This window comes from Paenibacillus sp. FSL H3-0333, from assembly GCF_038002805.1.
GTDB lineage: Bacteria > Bacillota > Bacilli > Paenibacillales > Paenibacillaceae > Paenibacillus_AQ > Paenibacillus_AQ silagei.
The window spans coordinates 5,226,939-5,250,471 of the sequence record NZ_JBBODG010000001.1; the positions used below are offsets into that span (position 1 = coordinate 5,226,939).

Consider the following 23,533-nt stretch of genomic DNA (forward strand, 5'->3'; position numbering starts at 1 on the left):
CCATTTAAGCGTAACAAATTACTATTAATAGGTGAAATATCATTTAATGAGTATTTTGATATGAAAAAAATATCACAGAGCTATTCACTGTGTTCTCATAGTTGAACCAAGCTCAACAAGCAAAGACCCCTCCATTAAATTGGAGAGGCCTTCTTAGATCTATAGCGTAGCTACTGTCTGCTCATACAACGCCCCATCTACCCCACCGACAAACGGCGTCCACTCCCCCGCAGTATACAACTGCAGCCGGTGCATAGCCCGAGTACATGCCGTATAAAAAAGCTTTCGCTCACTCTCCCTGTGATACGTCTGCGGGGAGGAGTCATAGATCAGTACGGCATCGAACTCCACGCCTTTGGCAAGATAAGCGGGGATCACCTGTATTCCTTTTTCAAAAGTTGGCGTATTCTTCGTAATCAGCCTCAGCTCCAGGGCGCCACCTTGGGCAGTCAGGCACTCATAAGCTTCTCTGCTCTCTGCGGCCGTCTTCGTAATCACAGCGATGGAGCTATAGCCTTCAGCCTGAAGCTCCGCGAGATCTTTCACGATGCACTCTGCCTTCAACTCACGATTGTCCAGTTTAGCTAATACCGGCTTCCGGCCCCTCCGTTCAAAAGCCACAATCGCCTCGCCGCCGGGCAGCAGCCGCTTCGTAAACTCCACAATCTCAAAGGTCGAGCGGTAGCTGCGGACCAGCAGGAACTGGCTAGTCTCTTCTTCTCCATAGAGCTTCAGCAGCGGCGAGCTGCTTCCATACAGATTCGTCGCCTGCGTGAAGATCGCCTGGCCGAAGTCTCCCAGCACCGTCATGCGGGCACGCGGAAACAGCTTTTTGAGGAACTCATACTGGAACATGGAATAATCCTGGCCTTCATCCACAAAAATATGCCGCACCTGCGTATTCGTCCGCACACCTTCGATTAGCTCTTTTAAATACAAATACGGGGTCGCATCTTCATACCAGAGTGTCCCGCTATCCAGCATCTCCCGTGTCTGCGCACAGATCTGCGGCCACAGCTCCGGCACCTCCGCTTCACCCGTCATTTCCCTGTAGGCCGTTTCATCACTGAACAATTGACGGTAGAGCCCGGCCATGTCGATAAAGGTGAACTTCCTGATCCCCCGTCTCAGCGGTTTGAACTGCTCCTTCACGATCATCTGGGCCAGCAGCTCTTCCTCCCGTTCGGCGAAATCAAAGTCACTCTCATCCTGCTCGCGCTTGTGGACCAGCAATTCCTGAAGGCGGAGGTATTTCTCGGCAAAATCAAACACGCCCCGTTCCCTGTGCAGCATCCGGTATACTTCAGCGTATTGGTCATTGTCGAGGTAATTCATCTCTTCCTCTACCCAGGAGGCTCCCTGCTCCAGCTTTTGCAGTCTGGTCAGCTCTTCGAGCAGCCATTTCTGCACCAGCGTAATCCGGTTAGGCAGACGAATCGAAGGATCATAGCTGTACAGCTTGCTCTTGATTAGCTCCCCCGAGATTAACACGCGGTCCCGGAAGCGAATGTCCTTGAACAGCATTCCCTCCAGCTTCAGCCACTGCGCATAACCCTGAAGTGCCCGGAGGAAGGCTTCCGACGCCTTATATCCGACTCCCTTGAGACGGGCTTCATACCCCTCTTCCTGCTGAGCGGTAAGCACGTATTCCATCTGATCGAACGAATCTTCAATCCGGTAATCCTGCCCCAGCCATGTTTCCAGATATTCCTGAAAGGTGACCTGCTGCATATTCTCTTCACCCAGCTCCGGAAGAACGGTAGATACATAGCTGTTGAACATCGGGTTAGGGGAAAATAACACAATCTGATCCGCCGTAAGCCGCTCGCGGTGTTTGTACAGCAGATAGGCTACGCGCTGGAGCGCTGCCGAGGTTTTGCCGCTGCCCGCCGCTCCCTGCACAATAAGCATCCGGCTCGTATCGTTACGGATAATCGCGTTCTGCTCCGCCTGAATCGTGGCTACAATGCTCTTCATTTGTGAATCTGCGCCTTTGCCAAGCACCTGCTGGAGCAGCTCATCTCCGATCGTAACGCTCGAATCGAACAAATGCTGGAGCTGACCATCACGGATCTGGTACTGCCGCTTCAGTTCCATCGTTCCGCTAATCCGTCCTCCGGGTGTGTCGAAGGCTGCTTTTCCTGGCGGATAGTCGTAGTACAGGCTCGCAATGGGGGTCCGCCAGTCATAGACCACGAAGCTCAGACCATCCTCTTCGATGAAGGAGGACACTCCGATATAGACCTGTTCCACAGCCTTCTGACCCTCCTCGTGAAAATCAATCCGGCCAAAATAAGGCGACGGCAGCAGCCGCTGCATATTCTTCCATTGCCGCAGCTTCCGCGCATGACTGCGTTCCCGTTCTGACAGGACAGCGTCCTGCTGGGTAATGGTGAAGAAGCTCTCTTCGAAATCCTCCTCCGTACTCGTATTGACCGTAACCTCTTCCCAGAATCTACGGCGGATATCTGTGGCCTGCTCCTTCAGCTGGCCAACCTCCGGCTCCAGGTTTGCGATCCCCGATTTCAGCTTCTCTTTGACCTGCTCCAGCCACTCCTGCTCCTGCTCCCAGCTGCTTACCTTCTCCATCACCTGATCACTCCTCTTTCTTGAAATAGTCCCAAACAGGCGGGTTGACAAACCGGATGTCCCTTTGCTATAATTAAGATATAAATAAGATGCGTTACCTCCGATCTGATTTTCGAAAATAGTCAACAGTCTTCTAACATTAGCATATTATTTCTTTGAATGCAATACTTCCTGAATCATAATTAACCCTGGCGCTTGCGCCAGGGTTTTGTTGTTTAGGTGATAACCTGTCCTATTACACAGGCCGCTCGATCTCAAAAATTTCCCCAATCCCCGCATAGTTATTCCCGGCCAGACGGCTGACCGCCCCTAATGCCACCGGATTAATTCTCCCCTGCTCGTAGATCGCCTCGTCCAGATGAAACTGCACGATCCTGCCGATCAACAGATCAGTATTTGGCAGCTCCAGACACTGCTCAAGGACACATTCCATCCGCACCTTCGCTTCCTGAACGCCGGGAACCTTAATGCGCAGGCTATCTACAGGCGTCATTCCGGCTAAGGTTATCTCACTCTGATCCGGCGGCAAAGGCGCGGCAGTCATATTCACCTGTCCGACATTCTGCTCATCCACAATATGAACCACAAACTCCTTCATTTGCTTAATGTTGCGTGCAGTATCCTTCGACTGGCCCCCAGCATGCTGAATAGAGATAGAGATCATCGGCGGGTTGGAGGATACGATATTGAAGTAGCTGAACGGCGCACCGTTCAAGACCCCTCCCTCCGACAAGGTGGTTACAAAAGCAATCGGACGCGGGATAATCGTCCCGACCAGAAGCTTATAATTATCCCGTTCGGTGCGGTGCTTCGGATCAATAGTGATCATGCTCGTGCCTCCTTTTTAATGTCAAAGCAGATTAGTCAAGCTCTCTTACAGTAACCGGCAGCAGAACTTGTTCAATCTGTGCTCTGTGCGGCTCGTATTGTTCCGGCAGCATCAGGCTGGTCCCCATCGTCTCCGGCGTTTCATCATGAGCGAAGCCCGGAGGATCGGTAGCGATCTCGAACAGAATCTCCCCATGCTCTCTGAAGTAAATGGCGTTGAAATAATTCCGGTCCTGCACAGGCGTTACCCCATATCCATTATCATGCACATAATCCTGCCATTCAAGCTGATCCTGGTCATCCTTCGCTCTCCAGGCAATATGGTGGACAGTGCCAACCCCCATTTCACCACGCGGTACAGCCGTCACCTTCAGCTCAATCACATTGCCCAGATCCGCAGCCGAGCGGTAGCGGGCGACATCGCCTTCCTGCCCCACGAATGTAAGTCCCATCACCTTCTCCAGCAGCTCCGCCGTTTGTTCAGGTTGAGTGGACAGCAGTGTTGCGCCGCCGAAGCCCTTGATCGCCACCTCGGGGGTTACGCCGCTGAAGGTCCATTCATTACGCTCACCCGCCTCCCGTTCCACCAGCTCCAGATGCAGACCGTGCGGATCATCGAATTCCAGGTAGTGCTCTCCGAACCGCTCCATCTCTGTGTAAGCCACCTTGAATGCCGTGAGCCGCTCTCTCCAGAACGCCATCGCCTGGGCCGGAATCACATATGAAGTCACACCAACCTGCCCGCCGCCGATCTTACCCTGATACGCATCCGCCCACGGGAAGAAGGTAATAATCGTTCCCGGCTTCCCGCCATCATTGCCGAAGTAGAAGTGATACGTTCCCGGATCGTCGAAATTGACCGTTTGCTTCACCAGCCGCAACCCCAGTACCCCTGCATAAAAGTCCATATTCTCCTGAGGATGCCCGACAATCGCGGTGATATGATGAATACCCATGGTTTGTTTGTTCATTTGAATTGCCTCCTAAGTTAATAAAATCGAATAATATCTTTACTTTAATATATTTGGTTAAACATTATCTTTAAGTTAAGATAATTTATATCCTCACTTTACTTTCTATAGTTACAGTTGTCAAGTACTTAAGTACAATAAATAGCCCCTTCCTAAGAAGAGGCCGCTGAACTAATAGTTTTTGAACACATTTTACTAGATGAACAGTGACAATCCTGCACATATTGCAACATTCTGCTCACTCTATGGCCCGTAATCAAAAAATGTTGCACAAAAGGCAGCTTTCCGCATCCACCAGACAGCTGGACGGAACTATTCCTGCTTTTTATACAACATTTCTCCCGAATACTTAGGTATTAATCAACCAGAGTTGCAATTTATGCAGTATTTCTTAGCTATCAGCATTAACTTTACTTAACAAGCTTTTTCTCATAAAAGCACAAGGTCAGCCTGTCGTTGATCTGTTGGGTCTCACCCGTCCTTCTGTAGCCCAGCTTTTCATACAAGTAGCAGTTTCGCTCCTCCTGCACGACGGTCGCCAGCCCCCACGTTTTCGCATCCGAATAGATCTCTTCAATCCGGGCGAATGCCTGCTGGGCAATGCCTTGGCCTTGGGATTGCGGAACTACACATAATTGACCGAGCCAGTAATGATGCTCTTCTATTTTCTTGACTCTGATGCTGCCTACCGCATTCCCGGCGTTTCGGATGATATAGTAATCCACAAATTCCTGATTCATTCGTTCTACGAGTCTCTCCAACGTTTCATTAGCCGGATTTGTCTCATAATCCTGATATTTCTCCAAGAGCGGCATAAAGGCCTGAAGCTGCATAGCATGAATATCCGCCGCATCCTCCAACGTAGCTTTACTTAATGTAACATCTGACTGTTTCATTGTATGTACCTCCTGACTTTATACCCTATACACGTAATCCCAATGTTCACCCTTAAGTACGGAGTCAGGACCCATGTGCCGTTTCTGCTGCAAAACAAAACCAACGCACTCATACATCCGCTGCGCGGGGATCAGATCATCATTAGTGGTCACCCGAATCTGCCCGACTTCATTCCGCAGGATTCGGTCGACCGCTTCTTGAAGCTGCAGGGTACTGTAGCCTTTGCCTTTGTAGGCAGTTGCAATACAGTTATGGCCAATTTCAGCGTATCGTGGCATTTGCCTCGGGTCCCAGGATACGAAGCCAATAGCCTTACCATGCAGCGTAGTCATGAACCCATATTTATCCGCAATTTGCAGATTGTCAAAGAAAAAGATGTCAAACTCCTGCCAATCCTCCAGACAGCTCTGCTCATACCTGCGATCGAAGGAATAGGCATCCTTCAATAATTCAAGCAGTGTCCCCCGTTCAAACAGACTGATTTTACTGAATTCAATGCTCATTTACTTCCCTTCTTTTCTTGTGTGTTGTAACTTTCAACTATATCCTATCACTTGACGCTGATCGATCTGAATTTTGTCTGCGAGGTAAGTTCCGCAGTACGCCCTTAAACATTCCTCACTGAGCTGATGCAGAATATCCGCGAGCGCATGGCCCAGTCTGTACTGATTGATGCCTTCATTGTTCGAGAGGATGATAATGCACAAATCCTCAGCGAAAAAATGCTGCATATACGTGCAAATCCCCAGCTGATCGCCCCCATGGGAATACCGGTCTTGACCGTATAGCAGGTGATGCTCCAGGCCGTAGCAGTAGTTGTTCTCGTTCTCCTGGAAGAATCGTTCATAAGCCGCAGAGGACAGGAGCTGCCGGTCCCGCAGACAGGCATACCAATTGTACAAATCCTCGCAGTCCGATACAGTCCCGCCGGCTCCGATGCTGAATTTCTCGTTGTAATATGGACATTTGACGGTGTCCGCGAAGTCTTTGATATAGTTGCTTGATCTGTTCTCAATCACGGCGCAACCGTCATCCACCGTACTGTTCGTCATCCTTAGAGGCAGGAAGAGATAATTATGGAGAAACTCCCCGTACCTCTCCCCCGAGACATGCTCGATGATCCAGGCCAGTAGATTGTAGTTGGAATTATTATAATCGTACTCTGCTCCTGCCGGCTTGGTTGGCTTCTTGTTAATGTATTGCCGGAAGAACCTTGTCCGGGAATAGTCCAGCCGGTAATCTCCGCCGAAGAAATTGTTCTCAAAATTATAAAAGTTATATAGACCCGAGGTATGAGACAGCAGATGATGAACAGTGATAGACTCATCAATGGCAAGCTCTGCCGGGAGATACAGGTATGCAGGCTGGTCAACATCCAGCAGCCCCTTGTCATGCAGCATCATAACAGCGAAGGCCGTAAACTGCTTCGACATGGAGGCGAGGGAGAAGCGTGACGCCAGCGTATTTTTAATTCCAAACTCCATGCTTGCATACCCGCAGGCCCGCTCGAAGATCACCTCGCCCTTCCGGATCACTTGAATCACGCCATAAAAATCCCATAGCTTCAGGTATTTATTCGTATAATCTTCAAGCTGCTCAAGTAGGGACTGCACGGGTTCATCTCCTAACTTATTTGGAATGGTGTTGTAAAAACACTGTAATACATAATTATACATCTATGCAATGATAAAGCGGATACACCATCGCCGTTGACAACCAGAATGCCCCAGAGTATCATAGTCACATGACTTTACAACCATTAACGGACACGCAGCGTGTCCGCATATTTCAGACGTTGTCGGATGAGAAGCGGATCGAGATTATCCGCTTTCTGAAGAATATAGAGCGGCCCCCTATCTGCGGGGAGGTCGGGCAGAGCCTCGGAATCAGCAAATCCAACAGCTCGTATCATCTTAAGCTGTTGTCTGAATCCGGGCTGGTGAATATAAGGAAGGAAGGTGTACATAAGCATATCAGTTTGAACCTGGACACCTTTGAGGCCTATTTACCCGGGTTCTTAGCTACTCTCTAGGGCAGTAGCTTTTTTTCGCCTTAATAGTCATAAAGTTTTATGACTATTAAACAATAACGAATACGAAGGAGAATCACGGATGAAAATGATAAACAAAGAGGCTGCCTTGCTGGCAACCTTATGTTTTCTCGTGCTGATGGGCGTGTCTAATGCTATTTTATTTAACGTGGCCCTGCCAAGCATCATAGCCGATCTGCATCTCACGACCACGAAGGCCAGCCTGATCATTACCTGCTATACCTGCATCATCTCCATCGGAGCTTTAACGTACAGCAAATTATCCGAGCACTATCAGATCAGAACGCTGCTCCTGACAGGAATTAGCCTGTTTGTCGGAGGCTCCATTCTTGGATACCTCAGCGGGCACTACCTCCTGCTCATTGCAGCACGCGTGATTCAAGCCAGTGGCGGATCTTGCTTCGTTCCCTTGTCCATGATAACCGTCAGCCACTATCTGCAGCCGGCTCACAGGAAGCTTGGTCTAACCCTAATCAGTTCGATGATGACCCTCGGCTCGGGAGCCGGCTTTTTGCTCGGCGGCGCTATTACCACCTTCTTCGGGTGGCATTTCCTCTTCCTGTTCATGTTCCTTATTGCCCTGGGATTCTTCGGGATCTATGCCTTCATGCCTAGAGCTTACCTCAGAGAAGACCATGACCGGCAGCAATTCGATAAGGCAGGTGCAGTGATGGTGACGCTGATCATCGTCTCATTCTTGCTCGCTATTTCCCTGAATCTCTGGCTGTTCATCATCACCCTAATAATGATTGTACTCATGAAGGCTTATGCCAGTAAAGACCGGATGAACCCTTTTGCAGATATACATATGCTGAAGCTGAAGCCTTTTCAAAAGCTGCTTGCGGCAACCTCTCTGAACAGCGCCTCTATCGTGGCAGTCCTCTATCTGTTTCCATTGCTGCTTACACATACCTACAGGATATCTCCTGTTACAATCGGCTTGATTCTATTCGCCACCGCACTGTTCAATGTGGGCACGAACCTGCTGGCTGGACGTCTGCTGCAGATATGGACCCCTAAGCGGTTGATCAGCGTCTTTAGCCTTATAGCCATTGCCGGCTTTGTTCTCATGGCTCAAGGAGCTAACACCTCTCTGGCCCTCTTAGTAGTCGCTCTGGTGTGTATCTATATCGGGAATTGCGCTGTACAGATCGGACTGAACCATAGCGTTCCCCTGACCGTTCCTGCACCAGCGAGTGCCGCAGGCTTCGGGCTGTTCAATCTGATTAACTTCGCGGGCATGGCGGCAGGACCTGCACTGTCGAGCCGGATGCTGTCGCTGAACAGCCCTTACTGGGCGATATTTCTGTTCTTTGCCGCTCTGGTGACACTAATACCCATGATTATCCGCACAGATAAACCGGCTGCTACAGCTTCTGAAATAACCGTTCCCCGTTGATCTGGATATATCTGTACATGCCGGCGCAGACCGCTGCCATTAGAATGCAGTATCCCAGCAGGATGAGATTTCCGCCCACCCCAGGAAGAAGCATGAACAGTATGGCGGGAACAGCCAGCGTGAGAACGCCGATAACCATCGTTACCAGCACCGACGCACTCTGCTTGATGGCCGCAACTTCACTAGTCCAGTCCAGCTTGGGCAGCTTCAGGTTCACCATAACACCCAGCAGGGCAGAATAGCAGGCATAGATTACCGGAACGGCCAGCATTAATATACTTTCCATCCATCCGGCATGAAGAGTATAGGCCAGCAGCCCCCAGCTTACAGCTGTAATGGGTAACGTAATGGTGAGATTCACCGCCACCTTGCTGAATACAATCGCCGGTTTGGGCACGGGCGAGCTGGTCAAGATCCACAGATGATTGCCTTCCAGCGAAATGGAGCAGGCCGTGGTGCAGCTCAGAACAACAAACAGAGAGATCACCAGCGGACTCAGCGTACTTAGGGAGTCCGACAGCTGCGGGATGTCAAGAATGGTTCCCAGCTGCTCTGAGCTAACGAATAATAAGGAAATAGACATCATCAGGAGCAGCACCATGCCGATCCCTGTGTTCAGCACATAATTGACTGAGCTGAAATAACGCCGAAGCTCCTTCAGATACAAGGCCTTGAAGGCTGAATTAGCCTGTAGCGGCTTCATCGTATATCCGCGGCTTGCGCGGCTGGTCATAAGCCCTGTATGAATCGCCTTATACCGGGTCGCCAGCAGGATTGAGAAGAGCATGAAGACCAGCACAGACACCGCGATGAAGAAGAGCAAGGCACTTACCCGGTACGAGCAGACCGCATCAACGTACAGGGAAGCCGGAGGATACACCTTGAAGATCATATCACCCAAGGCGGCTCCAACATCTGCAATCGCCTGCTGCCCTTGATTGAGCGTGAACGAGCCCAGCATCAGTATAATGATGAAGGCGAACGTGAGGATCATATTCAGGATTTTGCTCGCCCGGAACCGGGAAGAGACCCAGCTAATGAGGGTGCCCACAAGCGTAGCCGCTATAATCGGCAACAGAGTAATGAAGAAGAGCGTCAATAGGAAAAACAGATAGAACAGCACGCCCGGCTTCACATGTATCGCATACACCGCCCCCGCCGGAAGCATGACCAGCAGTGTGAAGAACAGGTTCATCACATAGAGCTGAAGCACCCGGCTCGCCACCACATGGCTGGTCTTCACCGGAAGCGACATGATCATATCGTAGTCTTTATAGCTGAATAATACCCCGCTTGCCTTATAGACCGTAGTGAAGAAGCCGACCAGCGAAGTGACCGCCATCATCACTGCCAGCAATAAGTCCATCCGCCCAAGCTGCTCGAACGACTGCGCCATCATGAAGCTGTAGCCGAATGACACGGCTCCGATCATGAGTATCCCGGCTATCATCGCGATGCTGAGCAGTAGCGCCTTCCGTCTCTCCGCAGGGTCTTTCGTATGCAGCGCTTTATTGAGGCCGAAGGAAGACAATAGCTGCAGCTTCGTTAATCTCCAGACATTAATCATGATCGATCAGCTCCATGAATACATCCTCCAGGCTGTTCTCGCCCCTGACCTCTTCGGTCTTACCATGGGCAATCAGCCGCCCGCCTTTGATGATCGCAATCTTATTGCAGAGCTTCTCAGCAGTATCCAGCACATGCGTGGAGAAGAAAATCGCACTGCCTCTGCTGCACACATCTGCCATGATCGTCTTCAGCGTATGCGCAGCCTTGGGATCAAGGCCGACAAAGGGTTCGTCCAGCACCAGCAGCTTTGGCTCATGAATCAGCGCCGAGATAATGGCCAGCTTCTGCTTCATGCCGTGGGAATACGAGGAGATCAGATCGCCCAGACTGGCTGTGAGCTGGAAGGCATCGCCGTACTGCCCAATCAGCCGCTCCCGGTTGGCCCCCGATACACTGAAGAGATCGCCGATGAAATTCAGGTACTGAATCCCCGTCAGGTGATCGTACAAGTCCGGGTTATCCGGGATGTAGGCAAGCTTCGCCTTGCAGGCTAACGGATCTTTTTTTATTGAGATGCCGTCAATTTCAATCTCCCCTTGTTCAAAATCAAGCACGCCCACCACAGCGCGGATCGTCGTGGTCTTGCCAGCGCCGTTATGGCCGATGAAGCCATAGATGTCGCCCCGCTCGACTACCAGACTGAGATCATCCACCGCTTTAGCCCCGCCTTTGTAACTCTTCGTAAAATTCTTGATGGTCAGCATTTCCTCTCACCTCTTCCTTGGTGTTAGCAAATAACTATAATACGAACAGCCCGGGCTAATGGTTCATTTCAATATTAAATCCCAATCTCCCGCATTTTTGCCGTGATTAAGTTCATGCGGTGCTCAAGCGTCCCTCCGCTGTATTTCGGCAGGCGTATTTCATCGACAATCCGGCCGTCGCACATGAACATAATCCGCTGCGTCCTGGCCGCCACAGTCGCATCATGGGTGACCAGCATGATGGCCGTCCCTTCTTCATTGATCCCGGACAGCAGGTCCATGATCTCCTCGGCAGCCTTCAGATTCAGCGCGCCGGTTGGCTCATCCCCGAAAATAATGCGCGGACTGCCCATCAGCGCCCGGCAGATGCCGGCCCGCTGCAGCTGTCCGCCCGAAGCCTCCGTAATATCACGCTTCGCCAGTTCCGCGATCCCCACCTTCTCCATAAGCTGCTGCGCCTTATCCGTAATCGCTGCAACCTTCCGCCGGTTGTCACGCATCGACGGCAGAATAATATTGTCCAGGATGTTCAGATTCTTCATCAGTGTCGGCTGCTGGAACACGAAGCCCATTCCCGTTCTGCGGAGGTCGGCAAGCTCATCGCCCTCAAGGGATCCCAGATCCCTGCCTTCAAAAGTAACCAGCCCCCAGTCGATCCGGTCCATTCCGCTCAGTGCAAACATCAACGTGGACTTCCCTGAGCCTGAGGGTCCCATTACCGAGACGAATTCGCCTTCGTGAATATCGACGGATACCCCGTCCAGCACCTTGCGCTGCTCCCCACCAGTGCCATATTGTTTGGTTATATTTTCTCCCGAAATGATCTTCTTCATCTTCTTGATCTACTCCTTAATATTGCCGGATATTTGAATTCGACCGATGCCCGATGTGCCGATAACCGCCCCGATGAGTACAGAACCGGTCATGATTAGCGGACACAGCAGATACGCCGAGAGCGGATTGACCACGAACTTGAACGACGAAGCCCCGAAGGAGGAGATCACAGCCCCGGCAAGAATCTGCCCCAGAGTGTTCGCCAGCAGGGTGCCCAGAACCATCCCGGTCACCAGTACAAATATAGAACGCGCATAATACTGTACAGTCAGATCGGAATTCCGGAAGCCCATTGATTTCATTACAGCAATAGGGTAACGGTCCTTAGCCACCAGCATACGCATGAACAGCAGTGTAATCAGTACATTCAAGACCAGCATCACGGCCAGAGCAGCCCATGCAGCCTTACCGACTGAGCTAATGGTAGAGCCGAAGGTCTGTGTCACATATTCCCCGATATCGGACACCTTCGCATAACTGAACCGCTCTGCATATTCGCTCACCTTGCTGCTGATCAGCATGGAATCTGCAAGCTCCGCATAAATCACGGCCCACATGGCCTGATCAGAAGTCGTGGTGAAGGTGGCCTTGGCTGTTTTCCCGCCGTTGGTCACATCCGAATAAATCCCGGATACCGTAAGCTCCTTCGCTTCTCCGTCTACGAGCAGGGTCAGGGAATCACCGGCTTGCTTGCCCAGCTCCTTGGCATTCGCGGCGGAGAGGGCAATCTCATTCGCTGCAACCGGGCCATGTCCTTCACCATAGGCAACCGGAAAAATGGAATGGTCGCCCAGCTCAACCTTTATCCGCTCAACGACACCATTGTCCAGCTTCACGTTCAGCGCCTGAGTGGTCAGCACGGCAAAACGGAAGATCATCACATCCTGCTCCATCACCCGTGCAATGTCTGCGGCCTTCTCTGCAATATGGTCCGTCTGCTGGATATCCATGCGCAGATCACTGTCACCGATGCCCATGTATGTAATGAAGCTTGGAGAGGAGATCGTATGATAGAGATTCTGGGGCACAATCATAAGGAAGGAAGAGATGACGAGTACTGCAAGCATAGTTGCATATAGAGCTTTTCTGGACAAGACATCCTTTACGCCTAGATAAACATTCGTGTTCAGCAGCCGGTTGGCGCTCAAGGTAAACCGCCCTGAGCCCGCCCGGGTCTGCTGGGATGTGCCGAAACGGATGGCTTCGACAGCTGAAATCTTCCGGAAACGCTTCAGTACCCTGTTCACATAGGCAACAATAATGAGGAATACGAGCAGTACGCCAAGGATGCCGCAGGCCAGAGCAAGTGCCGGATGCGCACTTTCGCCCATATACAGCCTGATATTCTCAAGCAGCAGACCTCTGAAGCTGAACGATAATGCCAAGCCGAGGATACTCCCCAGAGCTGCTATTGCTGCGTATTTGGCCAGATAGATTCTTTTGAGATCCGAGACGCGCAGACCGATGGCCTTCATGACACCGATCTCCCGGTAATCGCTCTCGATGGTTGCCATGAGGGTGAACCGTATACATAGAAAAGCAATAATAACAACCAGCACACTCGCCAGCAGGATCACCGCAATCATCAGCCCGTCCGAGATCGCATTAAGCACTCTGAACAGGGGATATGTAATCACCGGGCCGTTGCCTTCAAGTCCTGCTGCGGTATAGTCTGTCTCGAAGGCCCCCAGCATCGACATGTCCTTCAGTCTGAACTCAATCAGATATTCCGTGGTTCCGTACTGCGCCAGCTCCGCATAATCCGCCGGGCTGACGAGGAACCGCTTCGATGAAGCGAGCAGCGAGTTCATCTGTGAATCCCGCAGGAACCCCGCTACAGTGAGACTTGTGTCTCCCACGGTAACCGTCCCTCCGGCCTTGACGGAGCCATCCTTCATATAACTGATCGGGACATACACCTCGCCATCCCGTACATCAATCACTTTCCCGTCCAGATCAAGCAGATAATCAAACTTCCCGCTCTGTGTGCTGAAGCCGTTATCCTGAACACTCTCCGCAAGCGTATGCCCGTCCATGACAATCCTCGCGCCTTCTACATTGAGGAAATTAAGCACCTGGTGTTCTTCAACCTTATTGTTCTGCTCTGCAAAGGCCTTGAGCCGGGCTTGATCCAGCTGGCCGGAATGCATCTGCAGGAAATGCGGCGTCTTCGCCTGTGTCATCAAATGATCGATGGCCCCGCTCAGATTGACGACCAGAATGGCTGACAGAGAGACGAGCATGGCTGCAGCTGCTACGAACAGCATAGTCGTGAGCGTAATTCCCTTACTTGTGCGGATATCTCTGCGGATGATTCGGTAAAACATAAGTTACCCCCTGCTCTCAAGACTTGTAATGGATTTGAGCCGATAGATCATAACCGAAGCAGCGCTTAACAGCAGCCCGGCAATGATGATGAGAAGTCCCATCCCCCGCCCGCTGCCAGTGCCGATGATCCGCCCCACACTATCCGCCAGAACTCCGCCGCTCACCAGCAAGGGAGTAAATACGTAGTCTGCCAGCACACCTGCCAGCATATAAGCCGCCACGAATCCTAGCTGTGAGAGCAGTCCGATCAATGACCAGGCTCTCCCCTGAACGGAATTGTCAATATTGGTGCGGACCAGATAATCCAGGGCCGTGTTCGTAAAGGGCAACATGGCAAAAAACATAAATCCGGCAGCGCCAATCAGCACAATATTCTCACGCAGTCCGAAGACGGCGATACTGATTCCTGAGCAAAAAAGCGACACTGCCAGCATGCGTACGAAATTTTTTTGTATCCGCAGCATCCCTATAATGACACTCGATACCAGCATTCCCGATGCCATGACCGTCTCAAGCGTCCCCAAGACCGCACTGCTGGAGAACGCCAGAATCATCGGCATGGACAAGGTCTCGATGAACCCGATGAAGAAGGTCATGACCGAGGTCATAATCACCAGCACCAGTACTCCCCGATTCCCCGAGACTGCTCTCCAGCCTTCTTGAAATTCACGGATAAAGGCCGGTGCCTGCTCCGTCTTCTTGGAAGAAAGACCGCTGCGGACAGCAAGCGTAGTAGGCACGGTTAGAAAAAAAGTACAGATATCGATGATCAGCAGCAGCTTCACATCAGAGACTGTAAGCAGCAGCCCGGCAATGAGCGGCGAAATCAGATATTTCGCGGAGCCGGCAATCTGCACAAACCCGCTGGCCTTCGTATACTGCTCCTCGGTAAGCAGATCCGTTATCGTAGCCTTATAGGCGGGATCAAGCAAGGAGGAGAATACCGAGCTTACAGTCACCCCTAAGCAGATCTGCCACAGCTGTGCATCTCCATTCAGCAGGCAGACCAGAATATAGATCAGACCTAAGGCAGAGAGCGTATCCCCCAGCACCATCAGCAGCCTGCGGTCATAGCGGTCCGCTAGCACGCCAGCGACTGGACTGAGTAGGAGGGAAGGCATGAATGCCAGTAATGTCACCAGTGCCATAGCCGAAGCCTGCCCGGTCTGCTGTAAGGTATATATCCCCAGCCCGAACGCGGTGAGCCCGCCGCCGATAGCTGAGATCAGTTGTCCTGACCACAGAAACAGGAATCTGCCGAAGCCTGTGCCGGATCTATTCATCACCATTGCCCGCTTCCACTCCACCGGAGCCGCCGAACATCTGCATCACACTCATCAGACTTCCGCTCCCGGCACCGAGCAGCCTTTCCACATTGGCGATGAAGGCCAGAATGCGTGACATACGCTCCTCTGCCGTCATTTCAACTATGTCATTATCAAAAATGGTGGTGGCATAGACAACAACCATCTCCATACACTCATACGGATAGGGAGTATTGAATATTCCCTGCTCTATCCCCTCGCTGATGATGGAGGCCAGAATGGGCGGAACGCTGCGGATGACCGCCTTCTGAACCTTCTGATGCATCAGCGCATTCTGCGGCTTGTGGATATGCTCCATAATCTCCGTGCTGCTGCCGTCTCCGCTGCTGATGTTCAGCGCCATGACCGCACGGAGAATCCGCTCAATGACGGGGATGCTCTTGTCTTCAGCAACCTGCTGCGCGGCATGAAGGATAGTGGCATTCGTCCGCTCAATCAGCGCGTCCATAATATCCTCCTTCGACTTGAAGTGATAATACAGTGTCCCGCGCGCAATGCCGACCTTGCCCAGAATATCGCCCGTGCTGGTACCGTCGAAGCCCTTCTGTCCGAACAGCTCCTCTGCTGCATCCAGAATCTCATTTCTGCGGGCTTCTGCTTCTTTTACAACTCTCATGATCATGTCTCCTTGTGGTAAAGCTGGGATTGTACTAACTTTGGGTGTAACTGTACATGCATCTTTGGGAGTAACTGTAGCTTTATTTGTAAATAAACAATCACCGACCGACTGTCTGTCGGTAAGTGATTATAGCATAGCATGCTTTTCTGAAACAAGGTAGCTTAAATTTTGCGTATACATTTGTCCTGTGCACCCACGCACCCTCACAGCAGTAATTGTAATCGGTTTTTCGCATACCGCACAGCAGGGATTCTCCATGATCAGAGAATCCCTGCTTCACGCTCGCATTGTGCCAGAACCTTCTCCAGCCCGTTCACCAAGCTTTTGAGCACCATCAGCTTGCTTCCAGAATCAAGCCGGTAATAGTTGCGGGTGCCTTCTTTTCGGACGCTAACGATCTCCGCTTCTATCAATATTCTCAGATGATGGGACACGGCCGGACGGGAAAAGTGGGTGATCCCTCTTATCTCGCCTACACGCATGCCCGGATCTTGCGGCCCTTGCAGCAAGGCCATCAGGATGGCTTGCCGGGTCTCGGCACCGACCGCGTTCAGCACCTTCAGCGAATTCTTAAATTGAGATGCCAGCTCATTCATAAGCTCCTGATCCATGAAAATCCCTCCTATGTGCTTCATCGTTACGAATCCTATCGTTTCGTTCAGCGGCTCATCCCTGGAGCAGTGACCAGAATCTTGCTGGCCAGGGCTATCATCTGTGCCCGCTCTTCCCCGGTAAGACCATCGGTTACCGCCGTAATCTGCCGCTCGATCTGCTCCCCGACCTCGTGAATAATCTTCCAGCCTACCGGAGTAGCCTTCACATTGAATGCCCGCCGGTCACTCTCTGATACGGTACGCTCTACCAGCCCGCGGCGCTGCGCCCGGTCAACGAGCCCTGTAATACTGGATTTGTCGAGGCCCAGATGCTTGGCCAGCTGCAGCATTCCCGGCTCCCGGTCGCGCAGTATCCCCAGCAGACGGATCTGAATGATCGACAGATCATGCTCCGTTCCTATCCGGGCAAGGATATTCTGCACCAGGAAGGATAGCTGCACAAGGCTGTCTACCATCGACAGATCATCCAGCTTATCAAAAGAATTATCGTAACCGCTCATTGATTTCACTCCGCACTTTTGTATATTTCAGACCTGTTCGCTCCTATTGTAACACAGCAGCCGTTGACTTTGTACGTAATACAAACTATATTGTTTGTATTACAAACTTTTTAGTTTGTTTCACAAACCAAAATCACTCACCCGGTAACTATCCGGGTAAATGGAGGCCTATTTATGTACGCTGCTATTGTAAGATCCTTCGATTCAGGTCCGAAATACGAAAAGCTTGCAGCTCCGGTACCTTCAGGAGAACACGAAGCTCTGGTAGATGTGCTGGCTGCCGGACTACATCTCCGGGTCCGGGCACAAGCCAATGGCTCTCACTACACCAGTACGGATGAACTGCCGCTAATCCCAGGCATTGATGGCGTCGGACGGCTCCCGGATGGCAAGCTGGTCTATTTTGTAGCCGCCGATAATGCCCCGGGATCGTTCGCAGACCAGACCCTCATCGATCTTCGCCGTGCTGTCCCGCTACCCGGAGATGCTGATCCCGTGCTCATCGCCGCCGCGATGAATCCGGCCATGTCCTCCTGGGTAACTCTCCGCCGCCGGGTTCAGGCTAAGCCCGGGTTCAAGGTTCTTATTCTGGGTGCTACCGGCAACTCCGGGCAGATGGCCGTGCAGATCGCCAAGCTTATGGGAGCCAGTCAGATCATCGCTGCCGGGCGGAACCCGGAACGTCTGCGTTCGCTTACACAGTATGGTGCAGATGTAGTCATATCGCTTACCGGAGATCCCGGGGCAGTGTCCCGGAACCTCGGCGAAGCCTCAGCTGAAGTGGATATCGTTCTCGACTATCTGTGGGGTGATCCTGCTGCACTCTCCATGCTCCCGATATTAACCCGCCGGTCCGACCGCAGCCGGCTGTTAACCTGGATTCAGATCGGTTCCATGGCAGGCGCGGACGCCGCGATTCCTTCCGCTGCACTCCGTTCTGCCAACTTCCAGATCATCGGCAGCGGCCAGGGGTCCGTCACGCCTGCCGGATATCTGGCCGAATTCCCGGCGTTGATTCAGGCGATTGCAGAGGGTCAGCTTACAGCGAACCCTATCATTTATCCGTTATCTCAGATTGAACAAGTATGGAAGATTCCGCCAGACAATCAGCAGCGTATTGTCTTCGTACCGCACAACAAGTAATCTCCAGAACCCGCCAAGCAAGCTATGTCCGGGTATTGTCAGCTGTGTTGCTCCGCAGCCAGACACGCAATTGTAACTTCTGTTCTTGAACATTCTGGAAAGTGAGTGATAGACTTAGCAGGGTATCCTACTTAAAGGAGGCCGAAGAGCAGTTGGCGATTTATCTGGTAAGACACGGCAAGGACGACGAAGGATATCGCGGCGGATGGAGCCAGCGGGGACTAAATACCCAAGGCTACAGACAAGCCGAGAAGCTGGGCTGTTTTTTGAGAGAGAATTCGGCTTCATTCCCTATACAACGTATAGTCAGCAGCGATCTGCAGCGGGCGCTGGATACAGCCGGCGAGCTGGCAAGAGAGCTAGAATTACCCTTGGAGCGCAATATGGATTGGCGGGAGATGAACAATGGTGTGATCGCCGGCATGCCGAATGAAATCGTGAATGAACGTTACCCCGGCTTATACTTCTCAGGACTGCGGATGGACGAGCGTTACCCTGACGGAGAGAGTCCGCTCGAATTCTTCACACGGATTCAAGAGACCTTCACCCGGCTCTGCGAAGAGCATGCGGACAGCGGCCCCGATGATAACATAATTATTGTTACACACGGCGGTGTCATAAATATCATCTATCACATCATCAAAGGGATCGACTGGAATAACCGTGGCAGTAAATTCCCGGCTTCCTATGCCAGCCTGCACAGAATTGAGCTTGTAGACGGAAGATGGAGCCTTTCTCTGGAAAATTATACGGTCTAGCTGCTGCCGCGGACTCGACGTTACGCAGGCAGCCTAGACCCAATCAACACAACAGCACACGCCCGGCTGCCGAGCTTCTGCTCTCTGCTGCCGGGCGTGTGCTGTTAATAATGCTCAGGACGTATAATTCTGCCCCAGCCCTAGACTGCTTAGCAGCTGTCTATAAGCAATGGAGGTGCGGTCTGCCGGAATATGGGCTTCAGCCTGCAGATCCAGCGGGAGATCCTCCGGCGTCTGCGACTCCACCATCTCCGCATCCTCCTGGAACACCTGCAGATTGAATTTCACCGTGTCCTCCAAGGGCGCATTCTTATCAAAATTCCGCGAGATCGGGCAGAACAGCCGGGTATAACGGGCCGATACCGGAGAAGCACAGTTCAGAATCTTCAGCCTGCCCTCATCCGGGAAATAGACAGTTAGCGAAGCGGTGAACGGTGCGAATACACGGAACTCCCGCAGCCACTGGAAGCCTTCCGGCGCAGGATTCTCCTGCCCTTTGCCATAGTTGCTGACCGTGCTCCAGTATTCGGCCACCAGCTCCGTCTCCCCTTCACGCCACACCTTGTACTGGGGAACCTCTGTATTATTGCGGTCACCGAAGGTTGCCGTATGCACGTAAGCGAAATGGGATACATCAAGGAAGCCTTCCATCTGCCGCCCGGACGAGCCGGCAATATCGAAGCTCGGGATCAGAATATTAATATAGTCGGGATCATCCCAGGCCGGGAAGGCGGGAATCTGCTCCGGCGCATCTGCCAGGCAGGTCCAGATCAGACCGTAGCGTTCGATGGCCGGATAGACAATCAATTTCAATTTGGGTGAGATTTTGGCGCTTGGATGTGCCGGTACCGAAGTACATTTCCCCTCACAATTATAGCGGAACCCGTGATACGGGCAGACAATCTCCCCGTTCTCCACCCATCCCTTACTCAGCGGGGCCCCCCGGTGAAAACACAGATCCCGGGCAATAACCACCTTGCCTCCGCTGCGGTAGCATACCAGCTTCATATCCAGCAGCTTCACGGCCACCGGCTGCTCCTGTACCTCTGCTGCTGTAGCCACCGGATACCAGTACTGGGCCAGAATACGCCAGTCTTCTGGTGAGAAGGTGCAATCACGCGGGAGTTCAAGCTCTGCCTGCCGTTTCTTTTCCTCTATCATGGCTGCCCCACCTCTCCATATATTATAGATACATAAGATTGCTTAATTATATGTCAGAATAACTGACTTGTTGAGTGTATTTTAAGCTAATTTCATCATGACAATCAATTGTTTCGCTAAATATTTTGTTTTCGAGCCTAAAATCAACTATTTAATGTTATGCAAAGTGACATATAAATTGATTTCTAATACCCATAAAATGCATGATTGACATTTCGAAGCTGCTGATTATAATAAGGTTATATTCCTTACACGGACTGTTACTGGGCAACCAGGCATGACCGAAAACGATTACATTTTTTTGTAATCCTTTTCGGTCATTTTTATTTGGCGGGGAGGTGAGTATGTATGAAGGTCATCAAAAAAGTGAACAACAATGTAGCTATTGCTATTAATGACAACAATGAGGAAGTGTTTGTGGTTGGCAAGGGCGTTGGTTTCCCAAAGACCCCCTATCAGTTGACTGAAACCGATATGGTGGTGGAGAAAATCTTTGTCGCTCCCAAAAACATCCGCATGTACGACTTGTTGAACAGCATTCCGATTGAGCATATCTATCTGGCGGAAGAAGTCATTACCATGGGCAGCGACATTCTGCATAAGACGTTCAATACCAATCTGCTGCTCACTCTCTCTGACCATATAAGCTTCGCTCTGGCCCGTACCCGTGAAGGTGTCTCCATCAAGAATCCGCTGGAATGGGAAGTGCGCACCCTATACCCGGATGAGACCCGTGTAGGTGAAGCTGCAGTCCGGTTAATTGAAGCTACAGCGGGAGTCCGTCTCCCGGCAGCCGAAACGACCCTGATTGCCTTACATTTTGTGAATGCCCAGGTGGGGTCTGGAGAAATGAGCGATACAACCAAAATTACCACCGTTACCGGCGAGATGCTGTCCATCATCAAATACGCGCTGAAAATTGATTTTGAGGAAGAGTCCATTCACTTCATGCGCTTCGCCACCCATGTCCGCTATTTCATCATGCGGCAGATGAGCGGCAAGTCGCTGAAGAAAGAGAATGAAGCGTTGTTTGAGATGGTAACAGAGAAATTCCCGCGTGAACTGGAGTGTGTGGAGAAGATCGCGGCATTCCTGCAGAACAATTACGGCTGGAGCTGCACCAATGATGAGAAGCTGTATCTGATTCTTCACATTCAAAGGTTAATCTCCAACGACTAGCCGGCCCTGCCCGATAATTGCATACTATGAATTGGACTGTTACTGATTCGATCAGGCATGACCAAGCACACGGGAATGACGATTCCCTGGCTTGGTCATTTTTTTATTCCCAGACTACTTTATGTAAGGAGAATGGTCATGAATAACAAGGAATTGGCCCAAAACGTACTGGAGCTTGTAGGCGGCGAACGTAATATCTCATCGCTCACCCACTGTGCAACACGGCTGAGATTCGTGCTTAAAGAAGACAGAAAGGCCGATCTGAAGGCGCTGGACCGACTCGAAGGCGTACTGAAGGCGCAGAATGCAGGCGGGCAGGTTCAAGTGGTAGTCGGGAACAAGGTAGATGCTGTGTATGCTGAGCTGCGCAATCTCACCTCGGGGAACCTCCAGAGCGAAGACGGAGATGCAGCTCCCAAAAAGAAACAAAATCCGGTAAATGTGGTGCTTGAGACGATTGCAGGCATCTTCACTCCAGTGCTCCCGGCCTTGATCGGCTGCGGTATGATCAAGTGCGTGGCTACAGTATTGGCAGCGCTAGGATGGATGGAAGGCTCCGGGTTCCTGTCCATCGTCAATATGATTGGCGATCTGATTTTCTACTTCCTGCCCTTCTTCATCGCTGTAAGTGCTGCCCAGAAATTTAAAACCAATCCGTATCTGGCCGTTGCCCTTGCTGCCGGATTAATGCATCCCGTGATTCTGGATGGCGCAGCCAAAATTGCCGAAACCGGCGTGAAAACAATCGATTTCCTCGGCATGCCGATCCTGCTGATGAAATATTCTTCGTCGGTGATTCCAATCATTCTGGGCGTGTGGGTCATGAGCTACCTCTACCCTGTAGTGGACAAATTCATTCCCAAGTTTCTGCGGGTGCTCTTAACTCCAATGATTGTATTGTTCATCATGATCCCGCTGGAACTGATCGTACTTGGACCGGTCGGATCTTATATCGGTACTTGGCTGACCGACGGCATCAACTACCTGTATGCAACCGTTGGCGTATTGGCAGGTACGATTCTCGGGTTCTTCAAGCCAATTATGGTTATGTTTGGCATGCATTACGCCATTATGCCGATCCAGATTCAACAGATTGCCAGCATAGGCTCGACCATGCTGCTGCCGGCCTCTCTTGCAGCTAACCTGGCCCAGGCGGGAGCCGCCTTCGGTGTTTTCGTCCTCACCAAGAGCAATACGATGAAATCCGCAGCCGGGTCAAGCGGTTTCACCGCCCTGTTCGGTATTACCGAGCCGGCGATTTACGGCGTTAATCTTCGTTACAAACGGCCGTTCTTTGCCGGGTGTGCGGCAGCCGGACTCGTAGGCGGTTTCTACAGTATTGTTCATGCGAGTGCAAATGCCATCGCCCTTCCGGGAGTCTTGGCACTGGGAACGTATACAGCAGACCGTTACGTCTATATTGTGATCGGGTCCATCGCAGCAGTCGTTCTGGGATTTGTATTCACCTTGCTCGCAGGCATCAAGGAAGATGCGGGCGGGCAAGCCATTACGAAGGCTAAGAAGAACGCCGCTTCGCCGGCAGCCGCTCAGGATGCCACCCCTTCGGCATCCCGCGCTGCGGATACCGCTGGTATGCTGATCGTCAGTCCGATGACAGGTGAAATTAAGCCGTTAGCCGAGGTTGAGGACCAAGCCTTTTCTCAGGAGCTGATGGGCAAAGGCATTGCCATCGTGCCAAGTGAAGGCAGAGTCTACGCACCTTTTGACGGAGTGGTTGAGGCATTGTACAGAACCAAACACGCCATCGGGCTTAAAGCAGCGAACGGCGTGGAAATACTGATTCATATCGGCGTAAATACGGTGAGCCTGAAAGGCAAGCATTTCAAATCCTATGTAGAGCAAGGTCAATCCATTCAGGCAGGCGACCTGCTGGTGGAATTCGATCCCGCAGGAATTATTGCCGATGGCTACCCTACAATTACCTCTATTGTCGTGACCAACATGCAGCAGTTCGCCGATGTACTGACGGCCTCAGATAGCGGTTCAATCCAAGAAGGCGAAGCACTGCTGAAACTGATTCCGTAACTCATACAATTAAGGAGGA

The 23,533-nt window shown here is 51.6% G+C and carries 21 protein-coding genes; 6 read left to right on the forward strand and 15 right to left on the reverse strand.

Going from position 1 to position 23,533, the window contains the following annotated elements; genetic code table 11:
* Positions 1–159: 159 nt before the first annotated feature.
* The 6 genes from helD to MHH78_RS23525 form a co-directional block, all read right to left on the reverse strand.
* Positions 160–2,589 carry an RNA polymerase recycling motor HelD gene (gene helD / locus MHH78_RS23500; protein WP_341168974.1) on the reverse strand — a complete coding sequence of 810 codons (2,430 nt, stop codon included), beginning with the start codon at positions 2,587–2,589 and terminating at the stop codon, positions 160–162.
* A gap of 235 nt (positions 2,590–2,824) precedes the next feature.
* Complete coding sequence (locus tag MHH78_RS23505) at positions 2,825–3,418, reverse strand: flavin reductase family protein (protein ID WP_341168975.1); 594 nt, start codon at positions 3,416–3,418, stop codon at positions 2,825–2,827.
* 31 nt (positions 3,419–3,449) lie between these two features.
* On the reverse strand, positions 3,450–4,388 hold the full coding sequence (locus tag MHH78_RS23510; protein ID WP_341168976.1) for a ring-cleaving dioxygenase: 939 nt from the start codon (positions 4,386–4,388) through the stop codon (positions 3,450–3,452).
* Positions 4,389–4,798: 410 nt separating this feature from the next.
* Positions 4,799–5,284 carry a GNAT family N-acetyltransferase gene (locus MHH78_RS23515; protein ID WP_341168977.1) on the reverse strand — a complete coding sequence of 162 codons (486 nt, stop codon included), beginning with the start codon at positions 5,282–5,284 and terminating at the stop codon, positions 4,799–4,801.
* Positions 5,285–5,302: 18 nt separating this feature from the next.
* Positions 5,303–5,788: a GNAT family N-acetyltransferase gene (locus MHH78_RS23520; RefSeq protein WP_341168978.1), complete on the reverse strand. Its 486-nt coding sequence runs from the start codon at positions 5,786–5,788 to the stop codon at positions 5,303–5,305.
* Positions 5,789–5,821: 33 nt separating this feature from the next.
* Complete coding sequence (locus tag MHH78_RS23525; RefSeq protein WP_341168979.1) at positions 5,822–6,898, reverse strand: serine hydrolase domain-containing protein; 1,077 nt, start codon at positions 6,896–6,898, stop codon at positions 5,822–5,824.
* Positions 6,899–7,029: 131 nt separating this feature from the next.
* Between MHH78_RS23525 and MHH78_RS23530 the strand changes: the two genes are divergently transcribed.
* Together MHH78_RS23530 and MHH78_RS23535 are read left to right on the forward strand one after the other, a co-directional pair.
* Positions 7,030–7,317, forward strand: coding sequence for an ArsR/SmtB family transcription factor (locus tag MHH78_RS23530; protein ID WP_036729848.1), 288 nt, complete (start codon positions 7,030–7,032; stop codon positions 7,315–7,317).
* Between the two features lie 79 nt (positions 7,318–7,396).
* Positions 7,397–8,734 carry an MFS transporter gene (locus MHH78_RS23535; RefSeq protein ID WP_341168980.1) on the forward strand — a complete coding sequence of 446 codons (1,338 nt, stop codon included), beginning with the start codon at positions 7,397–7,399 and terminating at the stop codon, positions 8,732–8,734.
* Here the strand turns inward: MHH78_RS23535 and MHH78_RS23540 are convergent.
* From MHH78_RS23540 to MHH78_RS23575, 8 genes are all read right to left on the reverse strand, one after another.
* Positions 8,703–10,301: a hypothetical protein gene (locus MHH78_RS23540; protein WP_341168981.1), complete on the reverse strand. Its 1,599-nt coding sequence runs from the start codon at positions 10,299–10,301 to the stop codon at positions 8,703–8,705. The genes MHH78_RS23535 and MHH78_RS23540 overlap by 32 nt on opposite strands.
* Positions 10,294–11,007 carry an ABC transporter ATP-binding protein gene (locus MHH78_RS23545; protein WP_341168982.1) on the reverse strand — a complete coding sequence of 238 codons (714 nt, stop codon included), beginning with the start codon at positions 11,005–11,007 and terminating at the stop codon, positions 10,294–10,296. The genes MHH78_RS23540 and MHH78_RS23545 overlap by 8 nt, the downstream gene beginning before the upstream one ends.
* A gap of 74 nt (positions 11,008–11,081) precedes the next feature.
* The gene (locus MHH78_RS23550) at positions 11,082–11,840 is read right to left on the reverse strand and encodes an ABC transporter ATP-binding protein (protein WP_341168983.1); all 759 of its coding nucleotides are present in this window, start codon (positions 11,838–11,840) and stop codon (positions 11,082–11,084) included.
* Positions 11,841–11,849: 9 nt separating this feature from the next.
* Entirely contained in the window at positions 11,850–14,168 is a 2,319-nt protein-coding gene (locus tag MHH78_RS23555) for an ABC transporter permease (RefSeq protein ID WP_341168984.1), read from the reverse strand.
* Between the two features lie 3 nt (positions 14,169–14,171).
* On the reverse strand, positions 14,172–15,452 hold the full coding sequence (locus MHH78_RS23560) for an MFS transporter (protein ID WP_341168985.1): 1,281 nt from the start codon (positions 15,450–15,452) through the stop codon (positions 14,172–14,174).
* On the reverse strand, positions 15,445–16,110 hold the full coding sequence (locus MHH78_RS23565) for a TetR/AcrR family transcriptional regulator (RefSeq protein ID WP_076073870.1): 666 nt from the start codon (positions 16,108–16,110) through the stop codon (positions 15,445–15,447). Before MHH78_RS23565 ends, MHH78_RS23560 begins: the two co-directional genes overlap by 8 nt.
* A 263-nt stretch (positions 16,111–16,373) precedes the next feature.
* Positions 16,374–16,724 carry an ArsR/SmtB family transcription factor gene (locus MHH78_RS23570; protein WP_445322002.1) on the reverse strand — a complete coding sequence of 117 codons (351 nt, stop codon included), beginning with the start codon at positions 16,722–16,724 and terminating at the stop codon, positions 16,374–16,376.
* 47 nt (positions 16,725–16,771) lie between these two features.
* The gene (locus MHH78_RS23575) at positions 16,772–17,227 is read right to left on the reverse strand and encodes a MarR family winged helix-turn-helix transcriptional regulator (RefSeq protein WP_341168987.1); all 456 of its coding nucleotides are present in this window, start codon (positions 17,225–17,227) and stop codon (positions 16,772–16,774) included.
* 174 nt (positions 17,228–17,401) lie between these two features.
* Here MHH78_RS23575 and MHH78_RS23580 point away from each other — a divergent pair, with 174 nt between their 5' ends.
* Positions 17,402–18,370 carry a quinone oxidoreductase family protein gene (locus MHH78_RS23580; RefSeq protein ID WP_341168988.1) on the forward strand — a complete coding sequence of 323 codons (969 nt, stop codon included), beginning with the start codon at positions 17,402–17,404 and terminating at the stop codon, positions 18,368–18,370.
* A gap of 152 nt (positions 18,371–18,522) precedes the next feature.
* Complete coding sequence (locus MHH78_RS23585) at positions 18,523–19,128, forward strand: histidine phosphatase family protein (protein ID WP_341168989.1); 606 nt, start codon at positions 18,523–18,525, stop codon at positions 19,126–19,128.
* Positions 19,129–19,242: 114 nt separating this feature from the next.
* Here the strand turns inward: MHH78_RS23585 and MHH78_RS23590 are convergent, their stop codons facing one another.
* Positions 19,243–20,289 carry an aromatic ring-hydroxylating dioxygenase subunit alpha gene (locus tag MHH78_RS23590; protein WP_341168990.1) on the reverse strand — a complete coding sequence of 349 codons (1,047 nt, stop codon included), beginning with the start codon at positions 20,287–20,289 and terminating at the stop codon, positions 19,243–19,245.
* A 348-nt stretch (positions 20,290–20,637) separates the two neighbouring features.
* On the opposite strand from MHH78_RS23590, the gene MHH78_RS23595 reads away from it, so the two are divergent.
* The gene (locus tag MHH78_RS23595; RefSeq protein WP_036729881.1) at positions 20,638–21,468 is read left to right on the forward strand and encodes a PRD domain-containing protein; all 831 of its coding nucleotides are present in this window, start codon (positions 20,638–20,640) and stop codon (positions 21,466–21,468) included.
* A gap of 138 nt (positions 21,469–21,606) precedes the next feature.
* Complete coding sequence (locus tag MHH78_RS23600) at positions 21,607–23,514, forward strand: beta-glucoside-specific PTS transporter subunit IIABC (protein ID WP_341168991.1); 1,908 nt, start codon at positions 21,607–21,609, stop codon at positions 23,512–23,514.
* The last annotated feature ends 19 nt before the right edge of the window (positions 23,515–23,533 follow it).